This is a genomic window from Achromobacter sp. HNDS-1 (genome assembly GCF_040084795.1).
In the GTDB taxonomy this organism is placed as follows: Bacteria; Pseudomonadota; Gammaproteobacteria; order Burkholderiales; family Burkholderiaceae_B; genus Achromobacter; species Achromobacter ruhlandii.
Window position 1 is genome coordinate 476652 of record NZ_CP157584.1, and the last position, 24486, is coordinate 501137.

Sequence of the window (24486 nt, forward strand, 5' to 3'; positions counted from 1 at the left end):
ACGCAAGAATTCGTCCTTGGCATAAAGCAAGACAGATGGAACTTCGTCAACTCGAGGCCTTCGCGGCCGTCATGTCCACGGGCAGCGTCACCGCTGCCGGGCGTCTGCTTGGCCGCTCGCAACCCGCGATCAGCCGCCTGCTGCAAGAGCTGGAAGCCGAGATCGGCTATGCCCTGTTCGCCCGCAGCGGGCCGCGCGTGACGCCGACCGAGCAGGGCTTCCTGCTCTATGACGACGTGGAACGCGCCCTGTCCAGCCTGCGCCAGATCCGCGACCGGGCCGAGGAAATCGCCCGTGGCCAGGCGCAACCGCTGCTGCTGGCGGCCACTTCGGCGCTGGCCGCCGGGCTGGTGCCGGACGCGCTCAAGCGCATCGAGCCGCACGCCAACCTCGCCCCCCGCATCGAACTGCGCAGCGCCTCGCCCGAGCGCGTGGTGCACGCCGTCCTGAGCGGCGCGGCGCAACTGGGCGCGACCAGCCTGCCGCTGGAGCATCGCGGGTTGACCGTGCACTGGATCGGCCAGGCGCCCTGTGTGGTGGCGCTGCCCGAAAACGATCCGGCCGCGCGCCATGACGTGGTGCCGGTGGCCGAGCTGGCCGGGCGCCGCGTCATCACCATGGCCAATCCCTACCGCCTGCGCCGCCGGCTGGATGCGGCGCTGGGCCATGCCGCCGGCGCCATCGAAACCAATTCGTCCGTCAACGCCCTGGCCGCCGTGCGCGCCGGCCTGGGCGTGTCGGTGCTGGAACCCATTACCGCCTACGGCGCGCCGATGGCGGGCGTGGCGATCCGCCCGATCGACCTGGACATCCCCTTTTTCTTCGGGGTCATCACCTCGCAGTCGCAGCCCCTGACGCCGGCCTGCCAGGCCATGGCCGATGCGCTGGCGCAGGCCGCCGCGCAACTGCTGCCCGGCTTCGTACTGCACGACGCCTGCCAGCACGGCGCGCTGCTGCAGTCGATCTACGGCGATGACACCCCTCTTACGGATACCCCCGCATGAACCAACCCCTCGCTCCCGCCCCGCAAGGCCTGGCCGCGCTGGAAGCGCGCCTGCGCCAGGATCTGTCCTGGCTGGAAATCCCCGCCAAGCCCTGGGTCACGCCGCGCCTGGTCGACGGCCAGCCGGTGCTGGACGTGGCCATCATCGGCGGCGGCATGGCCGGCCTGGCCGCGGCGGCCTCGCTGACGCACCTGGGCATCGTCGCGCCGATCTTCGACCAGTCGCCCGAAGGCTATGAAGGGCCGTGGGCCACCACCGCGCGCATGGAAACGCTGCGCTCGCCCAAGCAGTTGACGGGTCCGGCGCTGGGCCTGCCCGCCCTGACCTTCCGCGCCTGGTTCGAAGCGCAGTTCGGCGCCGAGGCCTGGGAGGCGCTGGACAAGATCCCGCGCCTGCAGTGGATGGACTACCTGCGCTGGTACCGCCGCGTGCTGAACCTGGACGTGCGCAACCAGCACCGCGTGCTGGCCGTGCTGCCGCGCGCCGACCGGCTGGTGCAACTGGACATCGAATCGCCCACTGGCCGCCAGACTGTGCTGGCGCGCCGCGTGGTGCTGGCCACCGGCCGCGACGGCCTGGGCGGCGCCTACGTGCCGGACTTCGCGCGCAAGCTGCCGCGCGACCGCTGGGCGCATTCGTCGGACGTGCTGGACTACGCCACCCTGGCCGGCAAGCGCGTCGGCGTGGTGGGCGCGGGCGCGTCGGCCATGGACAGCGCCGCCACCGCCCTGGAAGCGGGCGCGGCCAGCGTCGACCTGCTGATCCGCCGCGACGACATTCCGCGCATCAACAAGGGCAAGGGCGCCGGCAACCCCGGCCTGACCCACGGCCACCTGAACCTGCCCGATGAGTGGAAGTGGAAGATCCGCCACTACATCAACGCCGCCCAGGTGCCGCCGCCGCGCGGCAGCACGCTGCGCGTGTCGCGCCACCCGAACGCCCGCTTCAACCTGGGCTGCGGCGTGCAGGACCTGGCGCTGGTCAATGACGAAATCCGCGTCACCACGCCCAAGGGCGTCTTCACGCTGGACTTCCTGGTGTTCTCCACGGGTTTCCGCATCGACTGGACCGTGCGGCCGGAATTCGCCGCGCTGGCGCCGCACGTGCGCGCCTGGGGTGACCGCTACACTCCGCCCGCCGGCGAGGAAGACCAGGAGCTGCATGACTCGCCCGACCTGGGCGCGGCCTTCGAATTGCAGGAGAAGACCCCGGGCGCCTGTCCCGGCCTGGACCGGGTGCACTGCTTCTCGTACCCCGCCGCGCTGACGCACGGCACCGTGTCGGGCGACATCCCGGCCATCAGCGAAGGCGCCAAGCGCCTGGCGCAAGGCATCGCGGGCCTCTTCTACCGCGAGGACGTGGCCACGCACTACGCCAACATGGAAGCGTTCGCGGAACCCGAGGTGTTCGGCGACGAATGGACGCCGGCCCCGGCGCCCGGCGCGGCCCGGCAGGCGGAGACCGCGCAATGACCGGCTGGCTGCTCCGCCGCGTGGCGCAAGCCGCGGTGGTCGTGTTCCTGATGACGCTGATCGTCTTCGTCGGGCTGCACGCCATCGGCAACCCCGTCGACATCCTGATCGGCCAGGACGTCGACCAGGTCGACCGCGCCCGCATCATCGCCGAACTGGGGCTGGACAAGCCCCTGTGGCAACAGTACCTGGGCTTTCTGAACGGGGCGCTGCACGGCAACCTGGGCAACAGCTTTGTCTACAACATCCCCGCCGTGGAACTGGTGATCCAGCGCCTGCCGGCGACCCTGGAACTGGCCATCGCCGCGCTGCTGCTGGCGGTGATCATCGGGCTGCCGCTGGGCCTGTTGGCCGGGCTGTATCCCGACAGCCGTTTCTCCAAGCTGGTGATGGCGGGCAGCATCGTCGGCTTTTCGCTGCCGACCTTCTGGGTCGCGCTGATGCTGATCATGACCTTCAGCGTGTCGCTGGGCTGGCTGCCCGCCAGCGGCCGCGGCCAGACGGTGGAATTCCTGGGCTTCCAGTGGTCGTGGCTGACGGCCGACGGCTGGCGCCACCTGATCCTGCCGGCGCTGAACCTGTCGCTGTTCAAGATCTCGCTGGTGATCCGCCTGACCCGCGCCGGCGTGCGCGACGTGATGCCGCTGGACTTCGTCAAGTTCGCCCGCGCCAAGGGCCTGTCGCCGTTCCGGGTGGTCTGTGTGCACGTGCTGCGCAACACCATGATCCCGCTGGTGACGGTGCTGGGCCTGGAGCTGGGCTCGACCATCGCCTTCGCCGTCATCACCGAAAGCATCTTCGCCTGGCCCGGCGCCGGCAAGCTGATCCTGGACAGCCTGAACGCGCTGGACCGCCCGGTGATCGTGGCCTACCTGATCGTGGTGGTGTGCCTGTTCGTGACGCTCAACCTGATCGTCGACATCCTGTACAAAGTGCTGGACCCGCGGGTGCGGCTGGAGGCCTCGGCATGAGCGCTCCGAACACTCCCCAGGCAAATGCCATGCAAACCGCCGCCCCCGCGCTGAAGCGCGAATCGCCCTGGCGCCGCAACTTGCTGGAATTCCTGTCGTCCAAGACGGCGGTGTTCGGGCTGGTGATCGCCACCCTGCTGATCCTGGCCGCCATCCTGGCGCCGTGGATCTCGCCGCAGAACCCCTACGACCTGCTGCAGATCGACGTGCTGGACGCGCGCCTGGCGCCGGGCACGATGAACGGCCTGAACACCTTCCACTATTGGCTCGGCACCGACGGCCAGGGCCGCGACCTGCTGTCGGGCATCCTGTACGGCCTGCGCATCAGCCTGATGGTGGGCGTGGGCTCGGCGCTGATCGCCGGCATCATCGGCACGCTGCTGGGCCTGCTGGCGGCCTACGCCGGCGGCAAGGTCGACGCGCTGATCATGCGGCTGGTCGACCTGATCCTGTCGTTCCCCTCGATCCTGGTGGCCATGATGATCCTGGCCTACCTGGGCAAAGGCGTGGGCAACGTGGTGCTGACGCTGGTGATCCTGGAATGGGCCTACTACGCCCGCACCGCGCGCGGCCAGGCCCTGGTCGAGCGCCGCCGCGAGTACGTCGAGGCGGCGCGCTGCCTGGACATCCCCAACTGGCGGATCATGCTCAAGCACATTCTGCCCAACTGCCTGCCGCCGCTGATCGTCATCGGCACCCTGCAGATCGCGCGCGCCATCACGCTCGAAGCCACCCTGAGCTTCCTGGGCCTGGGCGTGCCCGTGACCGAGCCGTCGCTGGGGCTGCTGATCTCCAACGGCTTCCAATACATGCTGTCCGGCGAATACTGGATCAGCTTCTACCCCGGCATCGCGCTGCTGATCACCATCGTCGCCATCAACCTGGTGGGAGACCGACTGCGCGACGTGCTGAACCCGAGGACCCACAAATGAGCGCCGCCCGTCCCGTCACGGCGCCGGCCGCCGCCAACGTGCCGACCCTGGAAGTGCGCAACCTGCGCACCCACTTCTTCACCCGCGCCGGCACCCTGCCCGCCGTGGACGACGTGTCCTTCACGCTGGAGCGCGGCAAGATCCTGGGCCTGGTCGGCGAGTCCGGCTCGGGCAAATCCGTCACCGGCTTTTCGATCATGGGCCTGGTGGACGCCCCCGGCCGCGTGGTCGGCGGCCAGGTGCTGTTCCAGGGCCGCGACCTGACCCAGCTGGCCCCGCGCGAGCTGCGCAAGCTGCAGGGCAACCGCATCGCCATGATCTTCCAGGATCCGATGATGACGTTGAACCCGGTGCTGCGGGTCGACGTGCAGATGATCGAAACGGTGCGCGCCCACAACAGCATGAGCAAGGCGCAGGCGCGCGAGCTGGCCCGCGACACGCTCGGCATGATGGGCATTCCCAGCCCGGAAGAACGGCTGCTGGCGTATCCGCACCAGTTGTCCGGCGGCATGCGTCAGCGCGTGGCGATCGCCATCGCCATGCTGCACCGGCCCGACCTCATCATCGCCGACGAGCCGACCACGGCGCTGGATGTCACCATCCAGGCGCAGATCCTGTCCGAAGTGCAGAAGCTGGCGCAGCAACACGGCACCAGCCTCATCTGGATCACCCACGACCTGTCGGTGGTGGCGGGCCTGGCCGACGACGTGGCGGTGATGTACGCCGGCCGCATCGTCGAACACGGCAAGGTCGACGACGTGCTCGACCGTCCGCAACATCCCTACACGGTGGGTCTGATCGACAGCCTGCCCAGCAACAACCAGCGCGGCCAACGCCTGCGCCAGATTCCCGGCATGACACCCAACCTGCTCACCCTGCCCGCCGGCTGTGCCTTCGCGGCGCGCTGCGCGCGCGCCACGGCGCAATGCGGCCAGCAGCCCGCCATCACCGACGTGCTGCCCGGCCATCAGGTGCGCTGCTTTCATCCGTCGCGCCAACCGGGCGAGGTGACGGCATGAGCCAGACGACGATTCCGGACACCCGCGACGGCGCCCACGCGGCGCCGCCCTCGGGCATCACAACGGGCGACGGCGCGCACGCCGCTGCCCATCCCACACTCGGCGCCCACGCCGATGACCGCGCCAACGCCACCCCGCTCATCGACCTGCGCCAGGTAAGCAAGCGCTTTGGCGAACGCCCCGTCGGCGCCGCCGGCCGCGCCTTGCAGCGCCTGGGCCTGTCCAAGCCGCCCGCCATCACCCGCGCCGTCGATCATGTGGACCTGCTGGTGCGCCCCGGCGAAGTGGTCGGCCTGGTCGGCGAGTCCGGCTGCGGCAAGTCCACGCTGGGCCGCATCGCGGCCGGCCTGCTGACGCCGTCCGGCGGCGAGGTGCTGATCAACGGCCAGCGCCCCGCCGACATGACGCCGGCCCAGGCCCACGCCGCGCGCCTGAAGGTGCAGATGATCTTCCAGGACCCGTACGCGAGCCTGAACCCGCGCCTGCGCGTGGACGAGATCGTCGGCGAGGCCGCGCGCATCCACGGCCTGGTCGGCAACGGCGACTTCGACGACTACGTCAGCGCGCAACTGCAACGCGCCGGTCTCGACCCGGCCCTGCGCCAGCGCTATCCGCACCAGTTCAGCGGCGGCCAGCGCCAGCGCATCGGCATCGCCCGCGCCCTGGCGGTGCAGCCGTCGATGTTGGTGTGCGACGAGGCCGTGGCCGCGCTGGACGTGTCGATCCAGGCGCAGATCCTGAATCTGTTCATGGACCTGCGCGAACAGCTCAACCTGACGTACCTGTTCATCAGCCATGACCTGGGCGTGGTCGAGCACCTGTCGGACCGCGTGGTCATCATGTACCTGGGCCGCGTGGTCGAGACGGCGCCGGTGGACGAAGTCTTCCGCCGCCCCAACCATCCGTACACCCAGGCGCTGCTGGCCGAGATCCCCAACCTGAAATCGCGCCACAAGACCTTCACCGCCATCAAGGGAGAAATTCCCAGCCCGCTCAATCCGCCCGGCGGCTGCCACTTCCACCCGCGCTGTCCGCATGCGATGGCGCGCTGCAAAACCGAGGTTCCCACCCTGAAGGGAATCGCCATCAACCACCTGAGCGCCTGTCACCTGAACGACATGGCCTGACGCTCGCGGGCCGCGGCGTCCACGCCGCGACCCATGGACCCTTTTACTGCTCGTTCCCCCTCACCAAGGACCCCGAACATGAAACGCCTGATTCTCTCGACCCTGACCGCCGCCATCCTGGGCGCGTCCGCCGCGGCCTCGGCCGACAACCTGTCGATCGGCTTTGCCGATCCGCTGTCCTCGCTCGACCCGCAACTGAACAACCACGCCGGCGACCGCTCGGTGGCCCTGCACTTCTGGGACCTGCTGATCGAGAACAAGTGGAACAAGCTGCAGCCCGGCCTGGCCGTGAGCTGGAAGCCGCTGGACAGCACCACCTGGGAATTCAAGCTGCGCGAAGGCGTCAAGTGGCAGGACGGCACGCCGTTCACCGCCGACGACCTGATCTACTCGTACACCCGCGCCCGCGCCGTGCCCGGCAGCGTGGCCACCTACGCCGGCTACCTGCGCACCATCGACACGATGACCGCCAAGGACCCGCTGACCCTGATCGTCAAGACCAAGGCCCCGAACCCCGACCTGCCGCTGAACCTGGCGTCGGTGCACGTGGTCAGCAAGCACGTCGGCGAGAAGTCCACCACCGAAGACTACAACTCGGGCAAGGCCATGGTCGGCACCGGCCCCTACAAGTTCGTGTCCTACACCCCCGGCGACCGCGTCATCATGGAACGCAACGACGGCTACTGGGGCGAAAAGGCCACCTGGGACAAGGTCAACTACCGCTACATCAACAACGCCGCCGCCCGCACCGCCGCGCTGCTGGCCGGCGACGTCGACGTGATCGACAAGGTGTCGGTGTCCGACCTGGCCAAGCTGCAGAAGGCCGCCAACATCTCGGTCTATCCGTACGACGGCCTGCGCGTCATGATCCTGCAGCCCAGCTTCAACCCCGCACCGAATCAGTACATCACCGACAACAACGGCAAGCCGCTGGACAAGAACCCGCTGCTGGACGTGCGCGTGCGCCAGGCGCTGAACCTGGCGATCAACCGCAAGGCCATCGCCGACCGCATCCTGCAAGGCGCCGCCACCGAAGCCAACCAGTGGATGCCCAAGGGCACCTTCGGCTACAACCCCGACGTCAAGGACATCCCCAACGACGTCGAGAAGGCCAAGAAGCTGCTGGCCGAAGCGGGCTTTCCCGACGGATTCAAGCTGACCATGCACGTGCCCAACGACCGCTACCCGCAAGGCCCGGAAACGGCCCAGGCGGTGGCGCAGTTCTGGACCCGCATCGGCGTCAAGACGCAAGTGGAAGTGGTGCCATGGGCCGTGTACTCGGGCCGCGCCAACAAGAACGAATTCGCGGTCAGCATGCTGGCCTGGGGCAACGGCACGGGCGAAGCCAGCTACGCGCTGGTCAACATCCTGGCCACCGTCGACGCCAAGAAGGGCCTGGGCGCCTCCAACTGGGGCCACTACAGCAACCCCAAGGTCGACGCCGCGCTGGACCAGTCCACCTCGGAATTCGACGTGGCCAAGCGTGAAGCCATCCTGCGCGACTCGGTCAAGCTGGTGTCCGACGACGTCGGCATCATCCCGCTGTACCACTACAAGAACATCTGGGCCGCCAAGAAGGGCCTGAAGGTCACCCCCATGACCAGCGACCGCACCGCCGCCATGATGGTCACCAAGGACTCGGCCAAGTAAGGCGCGCATCATGGTTCCTACCCTGAGCATCCAACCCGCCGACGCGCTCATCGACGTGCCCCGCCAGATCCGGGTGGAGCACGTCGCGCCCGGCCAGACGGTGGAGATCACCGCCCTCACCCGCCGCAACGGCGTGCTGTGGCAAAGCCACGCCGCCTTCGTCGCGGGCGAGGACGGCGTGGTCGACCTGACGCGCGACGCGCCCGTCTCGGGCGACTACAGCGGCCTCTCGCCCATGGGCCTGGTGTGGTCACAGTCGCCCGTGGACTCGCCCAGCCGCGAGCACTTCAACCACCCGGTCAGCGAGCCGCTGGTCACCGAAGTAGTGGCGCGCGTGGCCGGCGCCCAGAGCGTGGCGCGCTTCACCCAGCGCCTGGCGGCCGACGGCGTCACCCGCCAGGACGTGCGCGAGGAAGGACTGGTCGGCACGCTCTACCTGCCGCCCGGCGCCACGCCCGGCTCGCATCCCGCCGTGCTGATCCTGAACGGCTCGGGCGGCGGCATCAACGAACCGCGCGCCGCGCTGTATGCGTCGCGCGGCTACGCCGCCTTCGCCCTGGCCTATTTCAAGGCGCCGGGCCTGTCGGACTACATCTCCAACACGCCGCTGGAGTACTTCCAGACCGGCCTGCGCTGGCTGCGCAAGAAGGTCCAGCCCAGGCACGACTTCGTCGCCATCAGCGGCCAGTCGCGCGGCGGCGAACTGGTGCTGCTGCTGGGCGCCACCTTCCCCACGGAAGTGTCGGCGGTCGTGGCCTACGTGCCCGGCGCCGTGGTCCACAGCGGCCAGAACGCCTGCGACCCCAAGATCGGCCGCGAAGGCCCGACCTGGCTGCTGGGCGGCAAGCCCCTGCCGCACGTCTGGGAAAACAACCGCACCGCCACCTGGGCGCCGTTCGACGAAGGCCCCGCGCCGCATCGCCACGAAAAGGCCATCCTCACCGCGCTGCAGGACCCCGACGCCGTGGCCCGCGCCCGCATCAAGGTCGAGGACATCCAGGGCCCGGTGATGCTGCTGTCGGCCACCGACGACGGCTCGTGGCCGTCCAGCCTGTACTCGAAGATGGTGCGCGACAAGCTGGCCGAGGTGAAGCATCCGTATCCGGTCCAATGGCTGGACTACGAGAACGGCGGCCACTCGATCCTGTTCCCCTACGTGCCCACCACGCAACTGGTCTACGCCCACCCCGTGTCCGGCAAGATCAGCACCAGCGGCGGCAACCCCAAGGACAACGCGCGCGCCGACGAGCAATCGTGGGAAGGCGTGCTGAAGTTCCTGGACGCCGCGGTCAAGGCGCGCGGCCAGGCCGCGCCGTCCGCGAACCGCGCCGAAGCCGGCGCGGCCGCCACGCCCGGCAACGCCGGCTGAACGACATCCAAGGAGACTTTCTCAATGGCACAACCCCCCATCGTCTATGACGCCGCCCGCGACCTGGTGGACCAGCTCGTCGGCCTGAAGGCCGACAGCGCCACCTACGCCGTGCGCCACCAGCGCGACAAGGTCGCCGCCGCCACTCAGGGCAGCTACGACGCCCTGTTCGACCCGGCCTTGCCCGGCCTGACGCTGGCCGAGCGCCTGCTGGTCGCGCTGTACGCCGCGCGCCTGACGCCGTCGCCGGCGCTGGCCGCGCACTACCGCCAGCGCCTGGTGGACGCGGGCGCCAGCGCCGCCGACATCCGGGTGGCCGAGTCCGGCAAGCCGGCGGACGCCGCCGACCCGCGCCTGGCCGCGATCCTGGAGTTCACCCGCAAGCTGATCGAAAAGCCCGTCGAAGGCGACGAAGCCGCGCTCAAGACCCTGCCGGCCGCCGGCGTCTCCACGCCCTCCGTGGTCACGCTGTCGCAACTGGTGGCGTTCCTGTCGTATCAGGTGCGCCTGGTCGCCGGCCTGCAGGCCATGCTGGCGCTGGAAACCAAGCCGATCGCGGCCGGCACCCCGCCCGCGCCCTTCCCGGCCAACACCGCCGCCACCGAACCCGGCGACGTCATCAAGGCCCACGGCTTCACCAACGAAGTGCTGGAGTGGAAGGCGTGGCTGGACGTGGTCCAGGTCGACAGCGCCACGCCCGAGCAGATCGCGGTCCTGGAAGAAAGCCACCCCAAGGCCAAGGTCTCGGATTACTACCTGTTCCTGGTGCACCAGCCCGAGATCCTGCGCCAGCGCTCCACCGCGTTCAACGCCATCATGTACGCGCCCGGCGGCCTGTCGCGCGCCGAGCGGGAACTGGGCGCGACCGTGGTGTCGCGCGTCAACGGCTGCGTCTACTGCGCCTCTGTGCATGCGCAGCGCTTCGAGCAACTGGCCAAGCGCAACGACGTGATCGCGCAGGTGTTCGAAGACCCGGCCACCGCCGGCACCACCGCGCGCGAACTGGCGATCGGCAAGTTCTCGATCCAGATCACCGACGCGCCGGCCTCGGTGGATGCGGCCAGCATCCAGGCGTTGAAGGACGTGGGCCTGAGCGACGGCGAAGTGCTGGACCTGCTGCATTCGGACGCGATCTTCGCGTGGGCCAACCGGTTGATGTTGAACCTGGGCGAGCCGGTGGTCGTGCAGGTCTGACGGCGGCATTTTCGTTAAACTGACGCTTTCCGCCTATTCATGCGCCCCGCCCCAAGCGGGGCGCATTGCCTTACCCCCATGTCCGACAAAACCCACGACATCCGCCCCGGCCAGTCGATTGAACTGCTCAAGGCCCTGCACATCCTGACCCGCGACGGCAAGATGAACCAGGACAGCCGCCGCAAGCTCAAGCAGGTCTACCACCTGTTCCAGTTCATCGAACCGCTGCTCAAGGACGTCCAGCAACAGCGCGGCGCCGTCACCCTGGCCGACCACGGCGCGGGCAAGTCGTACCTGGGCTTCATCCTGTACGACCTGTTCTTCAAGGAACAGCCCGACGCGCTGAAGAACGGCTCGCACATCTACGGCATCGAAACCCGCGAGGAACTGGTCAAGTCATCGGAAGAACTGGCCAAGCGCCTGGGCTTTGGCGGCATGTCGTTCCTGAATTTGTCGGTAGCCGAATCCATCACCTCCGACAAACTGCCCGCGACCATCGACGTGGTCACGGCCCTGCACGCCTGCAACACCGCCACCGACGACGCGATCCATTTCGCGCTGGAGAAAAAGGCCAAGTACATCGTGGTCGTGCCCTGCTGCCAGGCGGAAGTGGCGTCGGTGCTACGCAAGAACAAAGCCAAGGCGCTGGCCGATCCGCTGGCGGAGATCTGGCGGCATCCGCTGCATACGCGGGAGTTCGGCAGCCAGATCACGAACGTGCTGCGGTGCTTGCAGCTGGAAGCGCACGGGTATCAGGTCAGCGTGACGGAGCTGGTGGGGTGGGAGCATTCGATGAAGAATGAGCTGATCATCGCGCAGTACAAGGATCTGCCGCGTCGGAAGCCTGCGGAAAGGTTGACGGAGATGCTGGATCGGATTGGGTTGCAGGAGTTGAAGGATCGGTTTTTCCTGCCGCAAGCGGCTTGAGAATTGAAAAAGGACCTTGCGAGGTCCTTTTCTTTTTGAACGCTCGTCTCGGATAGGGATGAGAATGTCACCCTTGGCATTGCTGCCAATGTGCGTCACGCCCATACTCATCTTGCGATCGCAACAACGATCGTCCGGATTGACAGCCGGAATAGCAAAGGCGGATACCCGCCGCAATAGCGGCGTTTTCATATCCGAAGGCTGACGCACGTCCCTCCATGGGCGAGCCTTGGCTGGGGCACGTTCGCGTGCGCTGGTTGCCTTTGCTACCGGTCTGTCAACCCGGCCTTGCGCTCGCCCGCCCCGACTGACGACGGGGCGCGGGCTTAACGACAGAGGCAGCCGCGATGAACGACCACTCCTACACCCTTGACCGCTGGGCCACGCCGGATGATCCGGAGAGCGTCCCTATTCGATTTGCGGATCTTCGAAAAATAGAACGGGCTTGCCTAGGCATCTGGGCTATCGCCCGGATCGTAGGCAATAGCGCGACGGAACCCGAGAACACCGGCGCGGAGCCGCTGGAACCATGGATCAGCGCCAACTTGCTAGGTGGCATTGAAAGCCTCTGCGATCACATTGCGGATCTTGCAGAGTCGGCTATGGACGGGGCGCGGTTGGACCTTGGGGTGGCGATGACGGAAGGGTCATTGCATTGATTGGCGCGGTTGCGGTGTGCTTGGCGCCATCGGGATGCCAGCACGTCGCCAGAGTGGGCCATCGACAGGATGCCGGGCCACTAGCCACCCCACCGCCTGCGATGAGCTAGCGCTCAATCCCCCGAGCTTCTACGCAACCGATCGGTCGAGGCCTTGTTCAGGCGCTTCGCCTCGGATTCCGCGTAGTCTTCCTCGCCAGGCTCATACTTGCCGTCATACATGCAACTGCTGCGATTCCAGCGGCATTCGTTGGTCAGGGAACAGCCGGAAGTCAGCGCGGCGAGAAACAGAACGACGCCGCAACGGCCTAGGGTTTGAATCGACATGGAGCTCCTTGGTTGTCCGGGTAGTGTACGGGATGGAGGATGAGGGACGAATGAAGGAAGCTAACCCCGAGGAGGCCAACCCAGCTTTCGGATGTGCACTCCCGATGTGCTTAAGGGAAGAGGATAAGAGCTTGCAGCTATTTTTAATTTGAAACCATCTATTATCAGTCGTCACTTACGTTCATCTCACGACCAAATCAACAATCACTACGCGTGACGGAAAACCAGACGCAGGGATTCTGGTTTTCCGTCACGGCACTTTCGACCAACCGACTGCCAACCAAAAAGAAACAAAAGTCTCTCTGTGACGAGGAATTTTTCCCCTAAAATCTCAGAAAAATTGACCCATAAAAAAACATTTTAAATAAAAAATTAAACTCTTCTTTTATTTTTCTTTAAACGAACCGTAACCGATCTGCCATCAATTTTTATCTTATCCAGACGACCAACAACTTCGTCAACCTTAAGGCCAGAAGAAACCGTTATAAAACAATAGCCTTTATTTTTACTACCGAGTTCTCTGGGTTCCGGCATATCGAAAGACTCAATAAATATATCATCCGACCCCACAATACTTACAACCTGTTCCCTACCCGTCTCATAAGAGAGCCCCCCCACGAACAACTCAATATGATTGCTTTCTCCCAACGACGTTTCCTCATCTTTCACCGTGTCTGTTGTAAGTTCATAGCGAGCCCTCAAGTCAGGCGTTATTACCTTCCAGCGCGGCACAGATCGCTTCGGAACGCGATTTTTCTTGGAAAAACTGTAAGCCTGATTATCTGACAGAGTATTCTCTACCAAATGCAACATTCTAAGAGGCGTAATTACCTCGCGCACCTTATCCGTGTCGACCAGCCCGAGTCGCTCGATAATATCTTGAGTTGAAAATTCTTTCCCTTCACAACCCAACGCCAGCACCGCCGTCTGAGCCTCAGTTAATTTGAATTCTTCAAACTGACTCAACCATAACTTCACTTTCGGATCGTACATCGACCGATGAAATAAAGTCACATTAAAATTATTATCATCGGACTGAAACTCAGGTTCAGCCAACGAACTTGACCTCATAACATCAAATATACGCCTAATACCTTCGCCCATTTCACGGACGTAACCAACCTCTCGCAAGACTCGCGCCAAAAGAGGATTGCGCGACTCGTGAACCCCCTTTAGCGACTTAATATCTGCCAAAGACACTGTCGAAAGGAGACACCCCGGACTAATTATTTCCAACCTATCTCGATAAAGGTTAACCTCAATACCACGGCCTTGTATGGCATAGTTTCTATGAACTATCGCATTAATTAGCGCTTCTCTGCATGCAATTTGCGGATAAAGGTAGCTTTGTTGAAATTTAGCATTTTCCGAAAGCGCAGTATGCATAGTTAAGGCATAACTCAACCTATCCCAAGAGTACTCAATTAACTCCAAAACATTACATGCAACTATATCGTCTTTAACCACATTATAAGCCTCACCACTTCGCTTCTCCTGTCCATTTATTGTCATTATTCTTACGGAGCAACCGGGATGATAGTTTCTGACATCCTTAGCGAAAAGCAAAGCAGCCGCTCTTTTTAGCTTGAGTCCAGCAGGTGTAAAGTCAGCCAAACCCAAATGCTGCAGACATTTTTCCGGAGTAACGCCATAAGCTATTTGTGTCGATATTTCTCGGATAAGATCGACATTCAAATCAGCCAAGGTAAGGCCGGGTTCAACCTGACGATCCCAAGTCCGAGATTCAATCTCCAGCCTTTCCGCCTTTATTTTTTCAGAACTAACTGGCACCGACTCAAGATCTATTCTTTTTAAACAACGCCCATCAGAAGTGAGGTAAGCATACTGCTCCCCTTTCACAATATTAAAATAAAGTACTTTATTACCTTTAACTTCTATAATTCCTACCATTGGAGTAGGTAAAGGGGTGTCAGGATGCGCGCCAGTTTTATACGCGTTTTTTAGCACATCAATCTGATCTTCGGTATATGGAAGACCCGTTACCTCTCCGTCGTCCTCAACGCCTATGAGCAACTCACCACCATCTGCATTTGCGAACGCGACTAGAGTTTTTGCAATATTGTCGCGGACATCCTTTAATGGCCTTGCTTTTTTGTTAGATGGAATTCCTTCCAGCGCGCTCTTGAATTCTCTGTAGTGACTTTCACCGATTTGAATGGACAACTGAACTCGCTCGCTGATACCGAGAACTTCCATGCCTCACCTCTTCCTATATTGATAGCTGTATTTGCAATACCTATTCGCTTAAGATCCGGGCACAACCAAAATCCATCAATTTTTAATTTTGTCGACAAAAAACAAAATAACAAAATTCGATAGACAAACATCGCCCTTCTTTCTTATAAGCTAGTTGAATCACTTTCTCGCAACGCTTAAGGAAATATACTTTACAGTAGTTTCATATATTACATAAGAGGTAAATTCTCCATTTTTTGCGATGAGCGCTCCTTGAGACTTTCTCTAGCCACCGCCTTCGTATTCGCTTCCATTAAAATTATTCAACCTTTTGATGACCTCACCACTCCTCTCCACACCGCTGAAACACGGGCTCTCTTTGGTTCAATCCCCCGCGTTTTCTCAAATCGACGCCTACTACAGCGATCTGGAACAGCAGGATTGGGCCGCCACCGACACACAGGACTCGTCCTATTCCGAAGCCGTCTTTTCCGGCACCCTCTTCGACTACAGCACCGTCCCCTACCCGCAGGCCGCTGACTTCCTCCAGGCCTGGATCGCCGCCTGCCCCGACTCCTACCACGCACACCTAGTCCTGGGTAACTTCTGCTTCGGCCGCGCCGCGGATATCCGCGGCTTTGGCTGGGCGGACAGCGTGACGCAGGATCGCTGGATCGGCGCCGCCCTGGCCTGCGAAACCGCCGGCGCCGCGCTGTTGAAAGCCATGACGCTGTCGCCGCGTCCCGTCGCGGCCTGCGTGACCATGATGCAAATGGCGGCGCATTTCAAAGAGCCGTATTGGCTGCGCCAGTTGTTCGAAGGCAATCCTCCGGAAACCATTACCCACGACGATGTCGAGGAACCCGGGCTGATGGACGCCGCGCTGGCGCATCTGGCGGAATACGGCGTGCCGCGCCTGCAACCGGATCAGGCGCCGCAGTCCCTGCCTGCATGGCTCGCGCCGCGCGCCGAGCATGAAATGGAACAGGGCAAGGATTACTGGCTGCTGCGCGCATTGGAATTGCGCCCCGGCCACCTGGAAACGCTGATCGCATATGCGCAGTATCTGCAACCGCGTTGGGGCGGCAGTTACGAGGATATCGACGGCCTGGCCAGCGGCCCGCTGTGCGAGACGCTGACGGAGCCGCAGCGCAACGCGATCCGCTGGATCGGCCTGTGGGACGAGCTGAGCGATTTTCCGGAATCGGAAGAAACGCAGGCGGTGCAAGCCCATCGCCAGGCCTTCGAATCGTTCCTGCAACGCGATCTGCGGCCCCAGGAACGCGGCGAGGCGCTCGGTCGGTTCGCGAATTTCGTCAGTTATTCACTGGGCGACCATGCGCGTGCCCGCGCGCTGCACGCGCAGAGCGTGGCGGCATTCCCGGGGAATATGTATTTTGGCGAAGTGGACGGGCCATTCCGCAGTTTCGCGCACGTGACGCTGATTCACCACATCCCGGACGACGACGGCGCGTTCAAGCGCGTGCTGGAACGCATGAGCGGCTGGGACCAGTTGGCGACGCCGCAGGGGTTGGTGGCGGTGGCGCATCAGTTCGGGCTGTGGGGGTTTGAAAAGGATCCGGCCAAGGCGCAACAACTGCTGGACCGCGCCGCCGAACTCGGCCGCGACCAGACGGACGACAGTTTCAACGTGCTGGCGGCCGCCGCGATGCTGTGGGATGGCGGCGCGCACGAGGAAGGTTATTTCCTGACACGCCAGTTGGCGGATCGGCGTTTTCCCGACGCGGCCAGCAGCATGTACGACATTCACCGCGGCTTCCGCGACAACACGCCCGACCATTATCTGGACGAGGCGGTGCGCGACGAATGGCTGCAACGCGCGGTGGACGATGGTTCGCCGCTGGCCAAGTACAACATGGCGCATCGGCACCTGTTCGACGGCAAGATGGATTTCTCGCGCCGCGAGAATGTCGAGACGGTATTGCGGCTGCTACAGGAGTCGCGCGAGGAACCGCGCGCCGACGGCCTGGCGCGCTTGCGCATCGGGGTGCTGCTGCGCGACCACGGCACCGACGCGGAAAAACAGAGCGGCGTGCGCGAGTATCTGCGGCCGCTGGTGGACGAAGACGACGACTGGCGCGCCGCCCGCGCCAGCGCCGAAATCGGATTGGCCTATGCGCGCGGTCACGGCGCCAAGAAGAACCGCTTTGCCGCCATCGAATGGGTGGGGCACGCCAGCAAGCTGCAACCGGACGACGAGGGTATCGACGAGATCCATGGCGAGGTGATGAACTCGCACAGTCTGGTCAAGACCATCGGCACGGTGTTCGGGGCGTATCTGGGACGGGGCGGCGTGACGGCGGAGGATCTGCCGCCGAAGCCGGCTGAATAAACTGTCTGGCGGCAAAACGGAAGCGCCTTTCACGGCGCCGCCAAAACAGAACGGCAATCCGGCTCGCCCGGCATTGCCGTTCTGCTTTATTGTTCTACCCTCGACCATGCCTGTCCCGCTGTCGCCAGGCTCGCGCTGCCGACAGACGTAATGACTCCGGAGCCCGTATGTCGCCAGTTTCGTTTTCAACGCCCCAACCCGGCCGCGACAAGCGATGGCTGTTGATGCACAGCCGCCAGGCCACGCAGGCGCATGGCTCGGATCAAGTGCTTTTCTACGATGCGCCGCCGGACCCGGCCACGCTGGCGACGATCGAATACGTCCATCTATGGGCGCCACCTTTGGACCCGGTGCTGGAACTGCCGGACTTAATCTCCCGACTACCCGCCCTGACGCATCTGTCCATCGGACCCGGCAATATCCAGGCCTCGGTCGTCAAGAACCTGCGCGCCGAGATGCTGCCGGCCAGCCTGCGGCATCTGTCGATTTTTGATTGCCCGGGGTCATATACCTGGTCGGCCGGGCCGATGCCGCAGTTGGAGTCGCTGGAGGTCAACGTTCCGATGCGGTTCAAGGCGGAGGATTTTCCGGCGCTGAAGTCGCTGTCGATGTTGCCGGACAAACCCGGCAAACTGCTAGATCAGGCCTTGCGGCTGCCGCTGCAGGAATTGAATCTGTTCAATGTCCCGTTCGATGAATCGCTGTTTCACCGCATCGCGGCGTTGCCCCTGTTATCGCTGGGCCTGATGGCGGGGCGCTCCTTGAAAACGCTGGCGGGAATCGAACAGCTTTCCGGACTGCGTTCATTGCGGCTCAAGAATCAAGGCCTGTTGGAAACCATTGGCCCGATTGCCGCCCTGCCGGCGCTGGAGCAACTGAATATCCAGTATTGCAAGCGGATCACCGATATCAATACCCTGGAGGCGTTACCCGCCCTGCAAGACCTGACGCTGGTGGGCTGCGGCAATATCGGCCTGGGTGAATTGGAAGCCAAGCTGCGAGCCAAACTACGGCATTCCAACATCGCGGCAACGACATAGCTGCATGAGCGCACGCCCCCAGCCCTGCGTCATGGCTTCAATAGCCGGGGATGCGGGCTGCCCACCGACGCGCCCGCCCCGCCATCAATCCGCCCGCCTCACCACTGATACCCCACCTTCAAACTGACCACCCTTCCCGCCCCCGCGAAGCAGCCGTTATCCAGGTCATAGCATCCCCCGCTATACCGCTTGTCCGTCAAGTTCGACACACTCAACTGCACCTTCGTCCCTTTCAAGCTGGGCACCTGCCGCCCCAGGTCGTAATGCAGTTGCGCATCCACCAAGGTGTATCCCGGCACGCGGAAATCCTGCAACGTCTGGTACCCGCCCCAGCTTCCCCCGTTATGCCGAACCCCCAGCGCCGCGCCCAGGCCGGAGGGCGCATCCCACGCCAGCCAGACGCCGCCAAAGCGCGTCGGCACGCGCGAGGGCGTCCTGCCCACTTCGTTGGCATTGCCTTTGGTGTATTCGACGTTCTGCCAGGTATACGCCGCGATCACGCTCCACTGCGGCGACAGCCGCGCATGCGCTTCCAGCTCCAGCCCGCGCGAGCGGACCTCGCCCGACTGCACGGATAGGCGCGGGTTGGCGGGGTCGGCGCTCAACACGTTGGTCTGGGTCAGGTGGTAGATCGCCGCGGAGAACAGGGCGTCCCAGTTCTCCGGCTGGTACTTGAGGCCGGTCTCGAACAACTCACCCCGGGTCGGCTTGAACGGCTCGCCGCTGGCGGACAGGCTGTTCACGGGCTCGAAGGACTGCGCGTAGGTGGCGTACGGCGCCAGGCCATTGCCGAAGCGATACAGCGTGCCGACGCGCACGGTGGTGGCCTGGTCCTTCTGGGTGAAGCCTCTGTGCCAGAGCCTGTCAGTGGAATCGATGGTCGACCAGTCCTGGCGCACACCGACGGTGGTGTGCCAGTTGCCCAGCGCAATCTGGTCCTGCACGTAAAGGCCGGTCAGCGTCGAACGCATGCCCTTGTCCATGACCGTGGGCGGGACGGGCTGCGGCGCACCGTAGACGGGGCTGTAGATATCCAGCTTGGTGCCGTTGTAGGTCGTGCGGTAGTCGCCGTCGCCGCGCATCTGCTCCCACACCAGGCCGGACAGCAGTTCGTGGCGCGCGGCGCCAGTGGCGAAGCGGCCTTTCAGCTGGTTGTCCAGGGTGAAGCTGTCGTAGCGCTCGGTGGAACCGAGCACCTGGCGGTCGATGGTGCGCAGGTCCGGTTGCAAGGCGGCCAGGACCACGGCGTCATAGTCGCTGTCGACGCGGGTGTAGCGGCCGTTCAGGCTCATCGACCAGTCGCCCGCCAGCTTCTGGTCGAACTGGTAGCCCACGGCGCGGATGGTGCGCGCGAACGTGTCGTAGCCCGGCTCGCCCACGTTGAAGCGGGGCGGCAGTTGGCCATGGTGGTTGGGCAGTACGCTGCCGATGCCCGGCACCGAGGAGATCATGCCCAGGCCGGGATCGTCCTGGTAGCGCGCGTACAGCGTCAAGCGGGTGGCAGCGCTGGGTTGCCAGGTCAGCGAGGGCGCGACCGCGCGGCGGCGCAGCCAGGTGCCGTCCAGTTGGCCATCGCTGTTCATGGCGGTGCCGACGACCCGAAACAGCAGCGCGCCGCGTTCGTCGGCCTTGCCGCCCAGGTCGAACGAGCCGCGACGGTAGCGGCTGGTGCCGCCCTCAAGCTCAATGAGGCGCACGGCGTCTTCGCGCGGCAGCTTGCTGGTCAGCGCAATGACGCCGCCGGGCGTGGAGGTGCCGTACAGCACCGAGGCGGGGCCGCGCAGCACTTCCATGCGTTCGAGCAGGAAAGGATCGACCTGCTGGCCGCCGAAGACGACGCCGCGGTTCAGGCGCATGCCGTCCAGGAAGGTGTCGACGGGGCCGTTGCCCGTGCTGAAGCCGCGGATGCTCATGTCGTCATAGGCGGTGACGGCGCCCCAGGATTCTGTGGCGACGCCAGGCGCGTAGCGGAAGGCCTCGTTGACCGAGCGCACGTTGCGCGCGTCCATCTGCTCGCGGGTGATCACCGAGAGGGACTGCGGCGTCTCGATCAGGGGCGTGTCGGTGCGCGTGGCGGAACTGGAGCGACGCGGCACCACGCCGTCGTCCTGCGGGATGCCGACGACCTCGACGGACGGCAAGGTGCGCGCGTCCCCCGCCGTGGCCGCTGCGGCCGCCTGCGCCGCGCCGGGCGGGGTCCAGGCCAGCAGCAGCAAATGAAATCCGACGGTAAGAACCCGGGGCGATGCGCATCTGGCGCGGGATTGGAAGATCATGAGCGTGGTCCGTTTGTTTGATGGCATGCATCCCGAGACCCGGCGCGTGTCGCCGGGCGCGATGTATGGGCATTGCTTGGAATGCCGCTCCATTTAATATTGCGTCTCATTCCTTTAACTACCCGGATCGGGTCGTCACCCCCGAAACGGTTCCCCGGCACCGCTTTATGAAGACCCACCCCGACATGCCGCGCCACGCCGCCCCTTCCACCCCGCCCGACTTGCCCACGTCCTCGATGTTCGACACGGACTTCCTGGCGCACTTCCTGCCGGGACAACGGCACCGGTTGGTCTACGTGCAAGTGGCGGAAGGCATCGAGCTATGCCATTGGCAAAGCGCATTCGAGCAGCCCTTCACCGTGCACACGCGTGACGACGGCGACCGCGTATTGCTGTCGTACCAATTGCGCGGCGAGACCGATTGCTGGCTGGAAGGCGGCGTCGCCGGACAGGGCGATGCCATCAGGGAAACGTCGGGCTGCTTGTACTACACGCCGGATCGGCGCGGACGCTTTGCCCAACATGGGGTATGCGAGAGCCTGACCGTTGCGCTGCGGCCGGACGTGCTGCGCACGTGGATCGAGGACGAAGAGGACGCGCCGCTGCGGCGCTCACTGAACTCCGGCAGTTGCTTTCGCGCCGGCTACCGCGGCGAAAAGCTGCATCAAGCCGCGCTCGCCATCAGCCGCGAGTTGAAGCACCTGCGCACGCCCGCCTGCGACACCCCCGGCGCGCGGCTGATCCGCGAAGCGCAGGCCATGATGCTCACCGGCCTGTTTCTAGAAGCCGGCCACGCGGACCTGCGCCGCGCCAATGCCGCCACGCCGCAACGGCAACGCCTGATGGCGGCGCGCGACTATCTGCTGGCGGACCTCGCCCATCCGCCCACGCTGGCGCAGATGGCCGCGGAAACGGGCTTGAGCGCCATGCGCATCAAGCGCGGATTCCGCGAGTTGTTCGGGCACAGCGTCTATGGCTTGTTCCAGCAGGCGCGGATGCGCGAGGCGCAGCAGCGGCTGCGGGCGGGCAAGGTGACGGTGATGGAGGTGGCGTTCGATATGGGGTACTCGAATCCCAGCCACTTCGCGGCGGCGTTCCGGAAGGAGTTTGGCGTGGGGCCGGGGGAATACAAGCGCGGCCTGCCGCTTACGCCCGCTGGCTCAACGCCTTGGCAATCCGATGCCGCCCCACCGTCGTCTTCGGCACCTTGAACGGAAACCAGCTACGCACGTCTTCGTCCAGCCCGATCCCGTGCATGTAGTTGTAGATCGCCTTCTTCAACGCCCGTCCCAGCGCGTCGTGATCCACCCCGGTCGGGTCGTCGAAGCCGATATCGTTCTTGGCGAACGTCACGTCCGGCAGCGGCCGCAGCGTCACGCCGTATTCCTCGGGATTCAACCCCACCGGGGAATGCACCGTACAGGCGAAGCGGTGGAAGAACCCGCTCTGGATACAGCCGTTTTCGAACAGTTGGCGCACATATTCCAGCGCGTCGACCGTGTCCTGCACGGTCTGCGTGGGAAAGCCGTACATCAGATAGGCGTGCACCAGGACGCCGGCGTCGCTGAAGGCGCGCGTGACGCGCGCCACCTGGTCGACCGACACGCCCTTCTTCATCAGGTTCAGCAGGCGGTCCGAGGCGACTTCCAGGCCGCCCGAGACGGCGATGCAGCCGCTGTCGGCCAGCAGTTCGCACAGCTCGGGGGTGAAGGTTTTCTCGAAGCGGATGTTGCCCCACCACGAGATGCCGGCGTTGCGCGCGATCAGCTCGGTGGCCAGGGCCTTGAGGGACTTGGGCGGCGCGGCCTCGTCGACGAAATGGAAACCCGTCTGCCCGGTTTCCTGCACGATGGCCTCGATGCGGTCGGCCAGCACGGTGGCCGAGGCGCCTTCGTAACGGCCGATGTAGTCCAGGCTGACATCACAGAAGCTGCACTTCTTCCAGTAACAGCCGTGGGCCACGGTCAGCTTGTTCCAGCGGCCGTCGCTCCACAGGCGGTGCATGGGGTTGAGCATGTCCAGCAGCGACAGGTAGCGGTCCAGCGGCAGGCCGTCCCAGGTGGGCGTGCCGACTTCGGCGAAGGCGACGTCGGGCTCGACCAGGTTGACGTAGCGCACCGCGCCGCTGTCGGCGTCGCGCAGGAAGGTGCGCACCAGGCGCTGGCGCGAGCGCTTGCCTTCGACGTGCTCCATCAGCGCCAGCAAGGGGCGCTCGCCGGCGTCGAGGCTGACGAAGTCGAAATAGTCGAAAACGCGCGGGTCTTTCAGTTCGCGCAGTTCGGTGTTGACGAAGCCGCCGCCCAGCACGGTGATGATCCTGGGATCTTGCGCCTTGATGGCCTGGGCGATACGGAAGGCGGCGTAGACGGCGCCCGGGAACGGCACCGACAGCAGCACCATGGTGGGCTGGTGGCGCGCCAGGGCTTCCAGGGTCAGGTCGCGCAGGGTGTCGTCGACCAGGTTCAGCGGCGCGGCCAGCGCTTCGGCCAACGGGTCGAAGGTCGGCTGGCTGCCGGCCAGCGATTCGGCATAGCGCACGAATTCAAAACGCGGATCGATGGCGTCGCGCAGCACGTCGGCCAGGTCGTTCAGGTACAGCGTGGCCAGGTGCTTGGCGCGATCCTGCAGGCCCAGAGCGCCGAAGGCCCAGCCCAGCGGATCGCCGCCCTCGTCGTCGATGTACACGTCCAGCGAGGCAAAGCGCGGGCCCTCGGGCAGGAAGTTACGGCCGACGATGCGGTGCGCCAGTGTCGAGTCGCGGCCCTGCAGAAAGGCGATCACCGGGGCGATGGTGGCCAGGTAGCGCGGCTGCATGGCGACGAAGGCCTGGATCGCGGGGGTGTGCTTGTCCAGCGGCAACGCATCCACCTTGGCCGCCACGGCGCGCAGGCCGTCGGACGACAGCAGGCGCAAGACCAGCGCCAACGCCAGGTCTTCCTGCGTGGCCGTGACGCCGCGGGAGCGCAGGAAGCCGGTCAGGTAGGCGGTGGACGGGTATGGCGTATTGAGCTGCGTCATCGGCGGGATGACGGACAGCACGCGAAGGGGCGTGGCGGACATGAGACACGGCGGGAAATGCCGTCAAAGCGGGGATCGAGGGGGGATTATAGTGAGCGAACGGCGGGCAGGATAATGGCGCGCCGGGGACAGGCGTACCACAAGGATTTATTACGCGGCCTTGACGGCGCCTCGACGTCCCGTACACTCCATCAGCCACCATCGGCCTGTGATTCAGAAGACCCTAAAAATAGTTCAATGCCACACAGAAAGATCGTCTCGGATGCAATCAGAAGCTATCAGGAAACACTGAACCAGGCAATCAACATCGCCCATACCCTGACGCTTGAACCATTTTTTGAGCTGCCTTTCAACACATCGACCATTTCCGCGGCGTGGGTAAAGTCAGCGCTTGCCGATCTACGAACGGGCTACACGCTAGCCGACAAGGGAAAGTGCGTCCTGTACGTATTTAAACTCGACAATAACCAACAAAGCGAGACAGTTCTCCGCGAAATAAAGCGAGCCAAGGGAGAACAAGGAACGAACAAGAAGAAGAAAAACCTCTGCACGCTTAATCGTCAGTTCGAAGGCTCCGAAACACTGTATGTTGGCCGCAGCTTCACTCCCAGATCGAGAATAAGCCAGCACTTGGTCGCTTCGAGCAGCGGCACCTACGCAATGCATTTGGAGGAATGGGCGAAACCGCTGGCATTGAATGTCCGCTTAACGGTTTACGACGTACCTCAATACAACGACCAAGTCGAAGTCGAACGAGCGATGAACGTTCTGGAAACAGGTGTGTGGGATCACCTTAGGCCGCTGCTCGGGCGCAGGGGCGACAGATGATCGCAGCAGATCAACGGCATCGGCATGGCGGGTCAGGATTCCAGCTTGTATTGAGATGGTATTCACCTAACAGTGGACCACGTTGGGGCGTGGTCATATGACCAGAAACCGGGTTCTGCTGTGTC

19 protein-coding genes are annotated in these 24486 nt (G+C 64.1%); 15 read left to right on the forward strand and 4 right to left on the reverse strand.

The annotated features are described in order from the left end of the window. Nucleotides 1-35: 35 nt before the first annotated feature. The 11 genes from ABFG95_RS02145 to ABFG95_RS02195 all read left to right on the forward strand — a co-directional run bounded on the left by ABFG95_RS02145 (nucleotide 36) and on the right by ABFG95_RS02195 (nucleotide 12324). A complete protein-coding gene (locus ABFG95_RS02145) occupies nucleotides 36-1004 on the forward strand; it encodes a LysR family transcriptional regulator (protein WP_053499971.1) in 969 nt (322 codons plus the stop codon). Next, a complete protein-coding gene (locus tag ABFG95_RS02150) occupies nucleotides 1001-2476 on the forward strand; it encodes an NAD(P)/FAD-dependent oxidoreductase (RefSeq protein ID WP_110059532.1) in 1476 nt (491 codons plus the stop codon). Before ABFG95_RS02145 ends, ABFG95_RS02150 begins: the two co-directional genes overlap by 4 nt. Beyond that, nucleotides 2473-3447, forward strand: a complete 975-nt coding sequence (locus ABFG95_RS02155; protein WP_054415963.1) for an ABC transporter permease — start codon at nucleotides 2473-2475, stop codon at nucleotides 3445-3447. The genes ABFG95_RS02150 and ABFG95_RS02155 overlap by 4 nt, the downstream gene beginning before the upstream one ends. Continuing rightward, nucleotides 3444-4379 (forward strand): ABC transporter permease, encoded by a 936-nt coding sequence (locus ABFG95_RS02160; RefSeq protein WP_100503487.1) that lies wholly within the window; start codon nucleotides 3444-3446, stop codon nucleotides 4377-4379. The genes ABFG95_RS02155 and ABFG95_RS02160 overlap by 4 nt, the downstream gene beginning before the upstream one ends. Further along, nucleotides 4376-5398 (forward strand): ABC transporter ATP-binding protein, encoded by a 1023-nt coding sequence (locus ABFG95_RS02165; RefSeq protein ID WP_348995383.1) that lies wholly within the window; start codon nucleotides 4376-4378, stop codon nucleotides 5396-5398. Before ABFG95_RS02160 ends, ABFG95_RS02165 begins: the two co-directional genes overlap by 4 nt. Further along, complete coding sequence (locus ABFG95_RS02170; RefSeq protein ID WP_348995384.1) at nucleotides 5395-6525, forward strand: oligopeptide/dipeptide ABC transporter ATP-binding protein; 1131 nt, start codon at nucleotides 5395-5397, stop codon at nucleotides 6523-6525. The genes ABFG95_RS02165 and ABFG95_RS02170 overlap by 4 nt, the downstream gene beginning before the upstream one ends. Before the next feature lie 78 nt (nucleotides 6526-6603). Beyond that, nucleotides 6604-8175: an ABC transporter substrate-binding protein gene (locus ABFG95_RS02175; protein ID WP_006387057.1), complete on the forward strand. Its 1572-nt coding sequence runs from the start codon at nucleotides 6604-6606 to the stop codon at nucleotides 8173-8175. A 10-nt stretch (nucleotides 8176-8185) separates the two neighbouring features. Then, nucleotides 8186-9544 (forward strand): acyl-CoA thioester hydrolase/BAAT C-terminal domain-containing protein, encoded by a 1359-nt coding sequence (locus ABFG95_RS02180; RefSeq protein ID WP_238873971.1) that lies wholly within the window; start codon nucleotides 8186-8188, stop codon nucleotides 9542-9544. Nucleotides 9545-9568: 24 nt separating this feature from the next. Further along, nucleotides 9569-10738: a CMD domain protein gene (locus ABFG95_RS02185; RefSeq protein ID WP_348995385.1), complete on the forward strand. Its 1170-nt coding sequence runs from the start codon at nucleotides 9569-9571 to the stop codon at nucleotides 10736-10738. Between the two features lie 78 nt (nucleotides 10739-10816). Then, the gene (locus ABFG95_RS02190; protein ID WP_053499961.1) at nucleotides 10817-11665 is read left to right on the forward strand and encodes an SAM-dependent methyltransferase; all 849 of its coding nucleotides are present in this window, start codon (nucleotides 10817-10819) and stop codon (nucleotides 11663-11665) included. 347 nt (nucleotides 11666-12012) lie between these two features. Continuing rightward, nucleotides 12013-12324, forward strand: a complete 312-nt coding sequence (locus ABFG95_RS02195) for a hypothetical protein (protein WP_336726816.1) — start codon at nucleotides 12013-12015, stop codon at nucleotides 12322-12324. A 113-nt stretch (nucleotides 12325-12437) separates the two neighbouring features. Here the strand turns inward: ABFG95_RS02195 and ABFG95_RS02200 are convergent, their stop codons facing one another. After that, nucleotides 12438-12650: a hypothetical protein gene (locus ABFG95_RS02200; protein WP_054415713.1), complete on the reverse strand. Its 213-nt coding sequence runs from the start codon at nucleotides 12648-12650 to the stop codon at nucleotides 12438-12440. A 372-nt stretch (nucleotides 12651-13022) separates the two neighbouring features. Further along, the gene (locus ABFG95_RS02205; protein ID WP_348995386.1) at nucleotides 13023-14867 is read right to left on the reverse strand and encodes an ATP-binding protein; all 1845 of its coding nucleotides are present in this window, start codon (nucleotides 14865-14867) and stop codon (nucleotides 13023-13025) included. 358 nt (nucleotides 14868-15225) lie between these two features. Between ABFG95_RS02205 and ABFG95_RS02210 the strand changes: the two genes are divergently transcribed. Both ABFG95_RS02210 and ABFG95_RS02215 read left to right on the forward strand, forming a co-directional pair. After that, nucleotides 15226-17199, forward strand: coding sequence for a DUF4034 domain-containing protein (locus tag ABFG95_RS02210; protein WP_348995387.1), 1974 nt, complete (start codon nucleotides 15226-15228; stop codon nucleotides 17197-17199). 167 nt (nucleotides 17200-17366) lie between these two features. Beyond that, nucleotides 17367-18239, forward strand: a complete 873-nt coding sequence (locus tag ABFG95_RS02215) for a leucine-rich repeat domain-containing protein (RefSeq protein WP_348995388.1) — start codon at nucleotides 17367-17369, stop codon at nucleotides 18237-18239. 98 nt (nucleotides 18240-18337) lie between these two features. On the opposite strand, the gene ABFG95_RS02220 is transcribed toward ABFG95_RS02215, so the two are convergent. After that, nucleotides 18338-20455, reverse strand: coding sequence for a TonB-dependent siderophore receptor (locus tag ABFG95_RS02220; protein WP_348995389.1), 2118 nt, complete (start codon nucleotides 20453-20455; stop codon nucleotides 18338-18340). Between the two features lie 125 nt (nucleotides 20456-20580). Between ABFG95_RS02220 and ABFG95_RS02225 the strand changes: the two genes are divergently transcribed. Beyond that, nucleotides 20581-21726, forward strand: coding sequence for an AraC family transcriptional regulator (locus ABFG95_RS02225; RefSeq protein WP_348995390.1), 1146 nt, complete (start codon nucleotides 20581-20583; stop codon nucleotides 21724-21726). On the opposite strand, the gene ABFG95_RS02230 is transcribed toward ABFG95_RS02225, so the two are convergent. Continuing rightward, nucleotides 21662-23575 (reverse strand): radical SAM protein, encoded by a 1914-nt coding sequence (locus tag ABFG95_RS02230; protein WP_348995391.1) that lies wholly within the window; start codon nucleotides 23573-23575, stop codon nucleotides 21662-21664. The genes ABFG95_RS02225 and ABFG95_RS02230 overlap by 65 nt on opposite strands. A gap of 195 nt (nucleotides 23576-23770) precedes the next feature. On the opposite strand from ABFG95_RS02230, the gene ABFG95_RS02235 reads away from it, so the two are divergent. Next, nucleotides 23771-24361: a hypothetical protein gene (locus tag ABFG95_RS02235; RefSeq protein ID WP_348995392.1), complete on the forward strand. Its 591-nt coding sequence runs from the start codon at nucleotides 23771-23773 to the stop codon at nucleotides 24359-24361. Nucleotides 24362-24486: the final 125 nt, after the last annotated feature.

What these genes read in the sequence shown, in the direction of transcription:
- ABFG95_RS02180 (WP_238873971.1), top strand. Translation starts at nt 8,186, where the DNA reads ATGGTTCCTACCCTGAGCATCCAACCCGCCGACGCGCTCATCGACGTG.
- ABFG95_RS02235 (WP_348995392.1), top strand. Translation starts at nt 23,771, where the DNA reads ATGCCACACAGAAAGATCGTCTCGGATGCAATCAGAAGCTATCAGGAA.
- ABFG95_RS02160 (WP_100503487.1), top strand. Translation starts at nt 3,444, where the DNA reads ATGAGCGCTCCGAACACTCCCCAGGCAAATGCCATGCAAACCGCCGCC.
- ABFG95_RS02225 (WP_348995390.1), top strand. Translation starts at nt 20,581, where the DNA reads ATGGGCATTGCTTGGAATGCCGCTCCATTTAATATTGCGTCTCATTCC.
- ABFG95_RS02145 (WP_053499971.1), top strand. Translation starts at nt 36, where the DNA reads ATGGAACTTCGTCAACTCGAGGCCTTCGCGGCCGTCATGTCCACGGGC.
- ABFG95_RS02200 (WP_054415713.1), bottom strand. Translation starts at nt 12,650, where the DNA reads ATGTCGATTCAAACCCTAGGCCGTTGCGGCGTCGTTCTGTTTCTCGCC.
- ABFG95_RS02230 (WP_348995391.1), bottom strand. Translation starts at nt 23,575, where the DNA reads ATGTCCGCCACGCCCCTTCGCGTGCTGTCCGTCATCCCGCCGATGACG.
- ABFG95_RS02175 (WP_006387057.1), top strand. Translation starts at nt 6,604, where the DNA reads ATGAAACGCCTGATTCTCTCGACCCTGACCGCCGCCATCCTGGGCGCG.
- ABFG95_RS02170 (WP_348995384.1), top strand. Translation starts at nt 5,395, where the DNA reads ATGAGCCAGACGACGATTCCGGACACCCGCGACGGCGCCCACGCGGCG.
- ABFG95_RS02215 (WP_348995388.1), top strand. Translation starts at nt 17,367, where the DNA reads ATGTCGCCAGTTTCGTTTTCAACGCCCCAACCCGGCCGCGACAAGCGA.
- ABFG95_RS02155 (WP_054415963.1), top strand. Translation starts at nt 2,473, where the DNA reads ATGACCGGCTGGCTGCTCCGCCGCGTGGCGCAAGCCGCGGTGGTCGTG.
- ABFG95_RS02190 (WP_053499961.1), top strand. Translation starts at nt 10,817, where the DNA reads ATGTCCGACAAAACCCACGACATCCGCCCCGGCCAGTCGATTGAACTG.
- ABFG95_RS02185 (WP_348995385.1), top strand. Translation starts at nt 9,569, where the DNA reads ATGGCACAACCCCCCATCGTCTATGACGCCGCCCGCGACCTGGTGGAC.
- ABFG95_RS02165 (WP_348995383.1), top strand. Translation starts at nt 4,376, where the DNA reads ATGAGCGCCGCCCGTCCCGTCACGGCGCCGGCCGCCGCCAACGTGCCG.
- ABFG95_RS02205 (WP_348995386.1), bottom strand. Translation starts at nt 14,867, where the DNA reads ATGGAAGTTCTCGGTATCAGCGAGCGAGTTCAGTTGTCCATTCAAATC.
- ABFG95_RS02150 (WP_110059532.1), top strand. Translation starts at nt 1,001, where the DNA reads ATGAACCAACCCCTCGCTCCCGCCCCGCAAGGCCTGGCCGCGCTGGAA.
- ABFG95_RS02195 (WP_336726816.1), top strand. Translation starts at nt 12,013, where the DNA reads ATGAACGACCACTCCTACACCCTTGACCGCTGGGCCACGCCGGATGAT.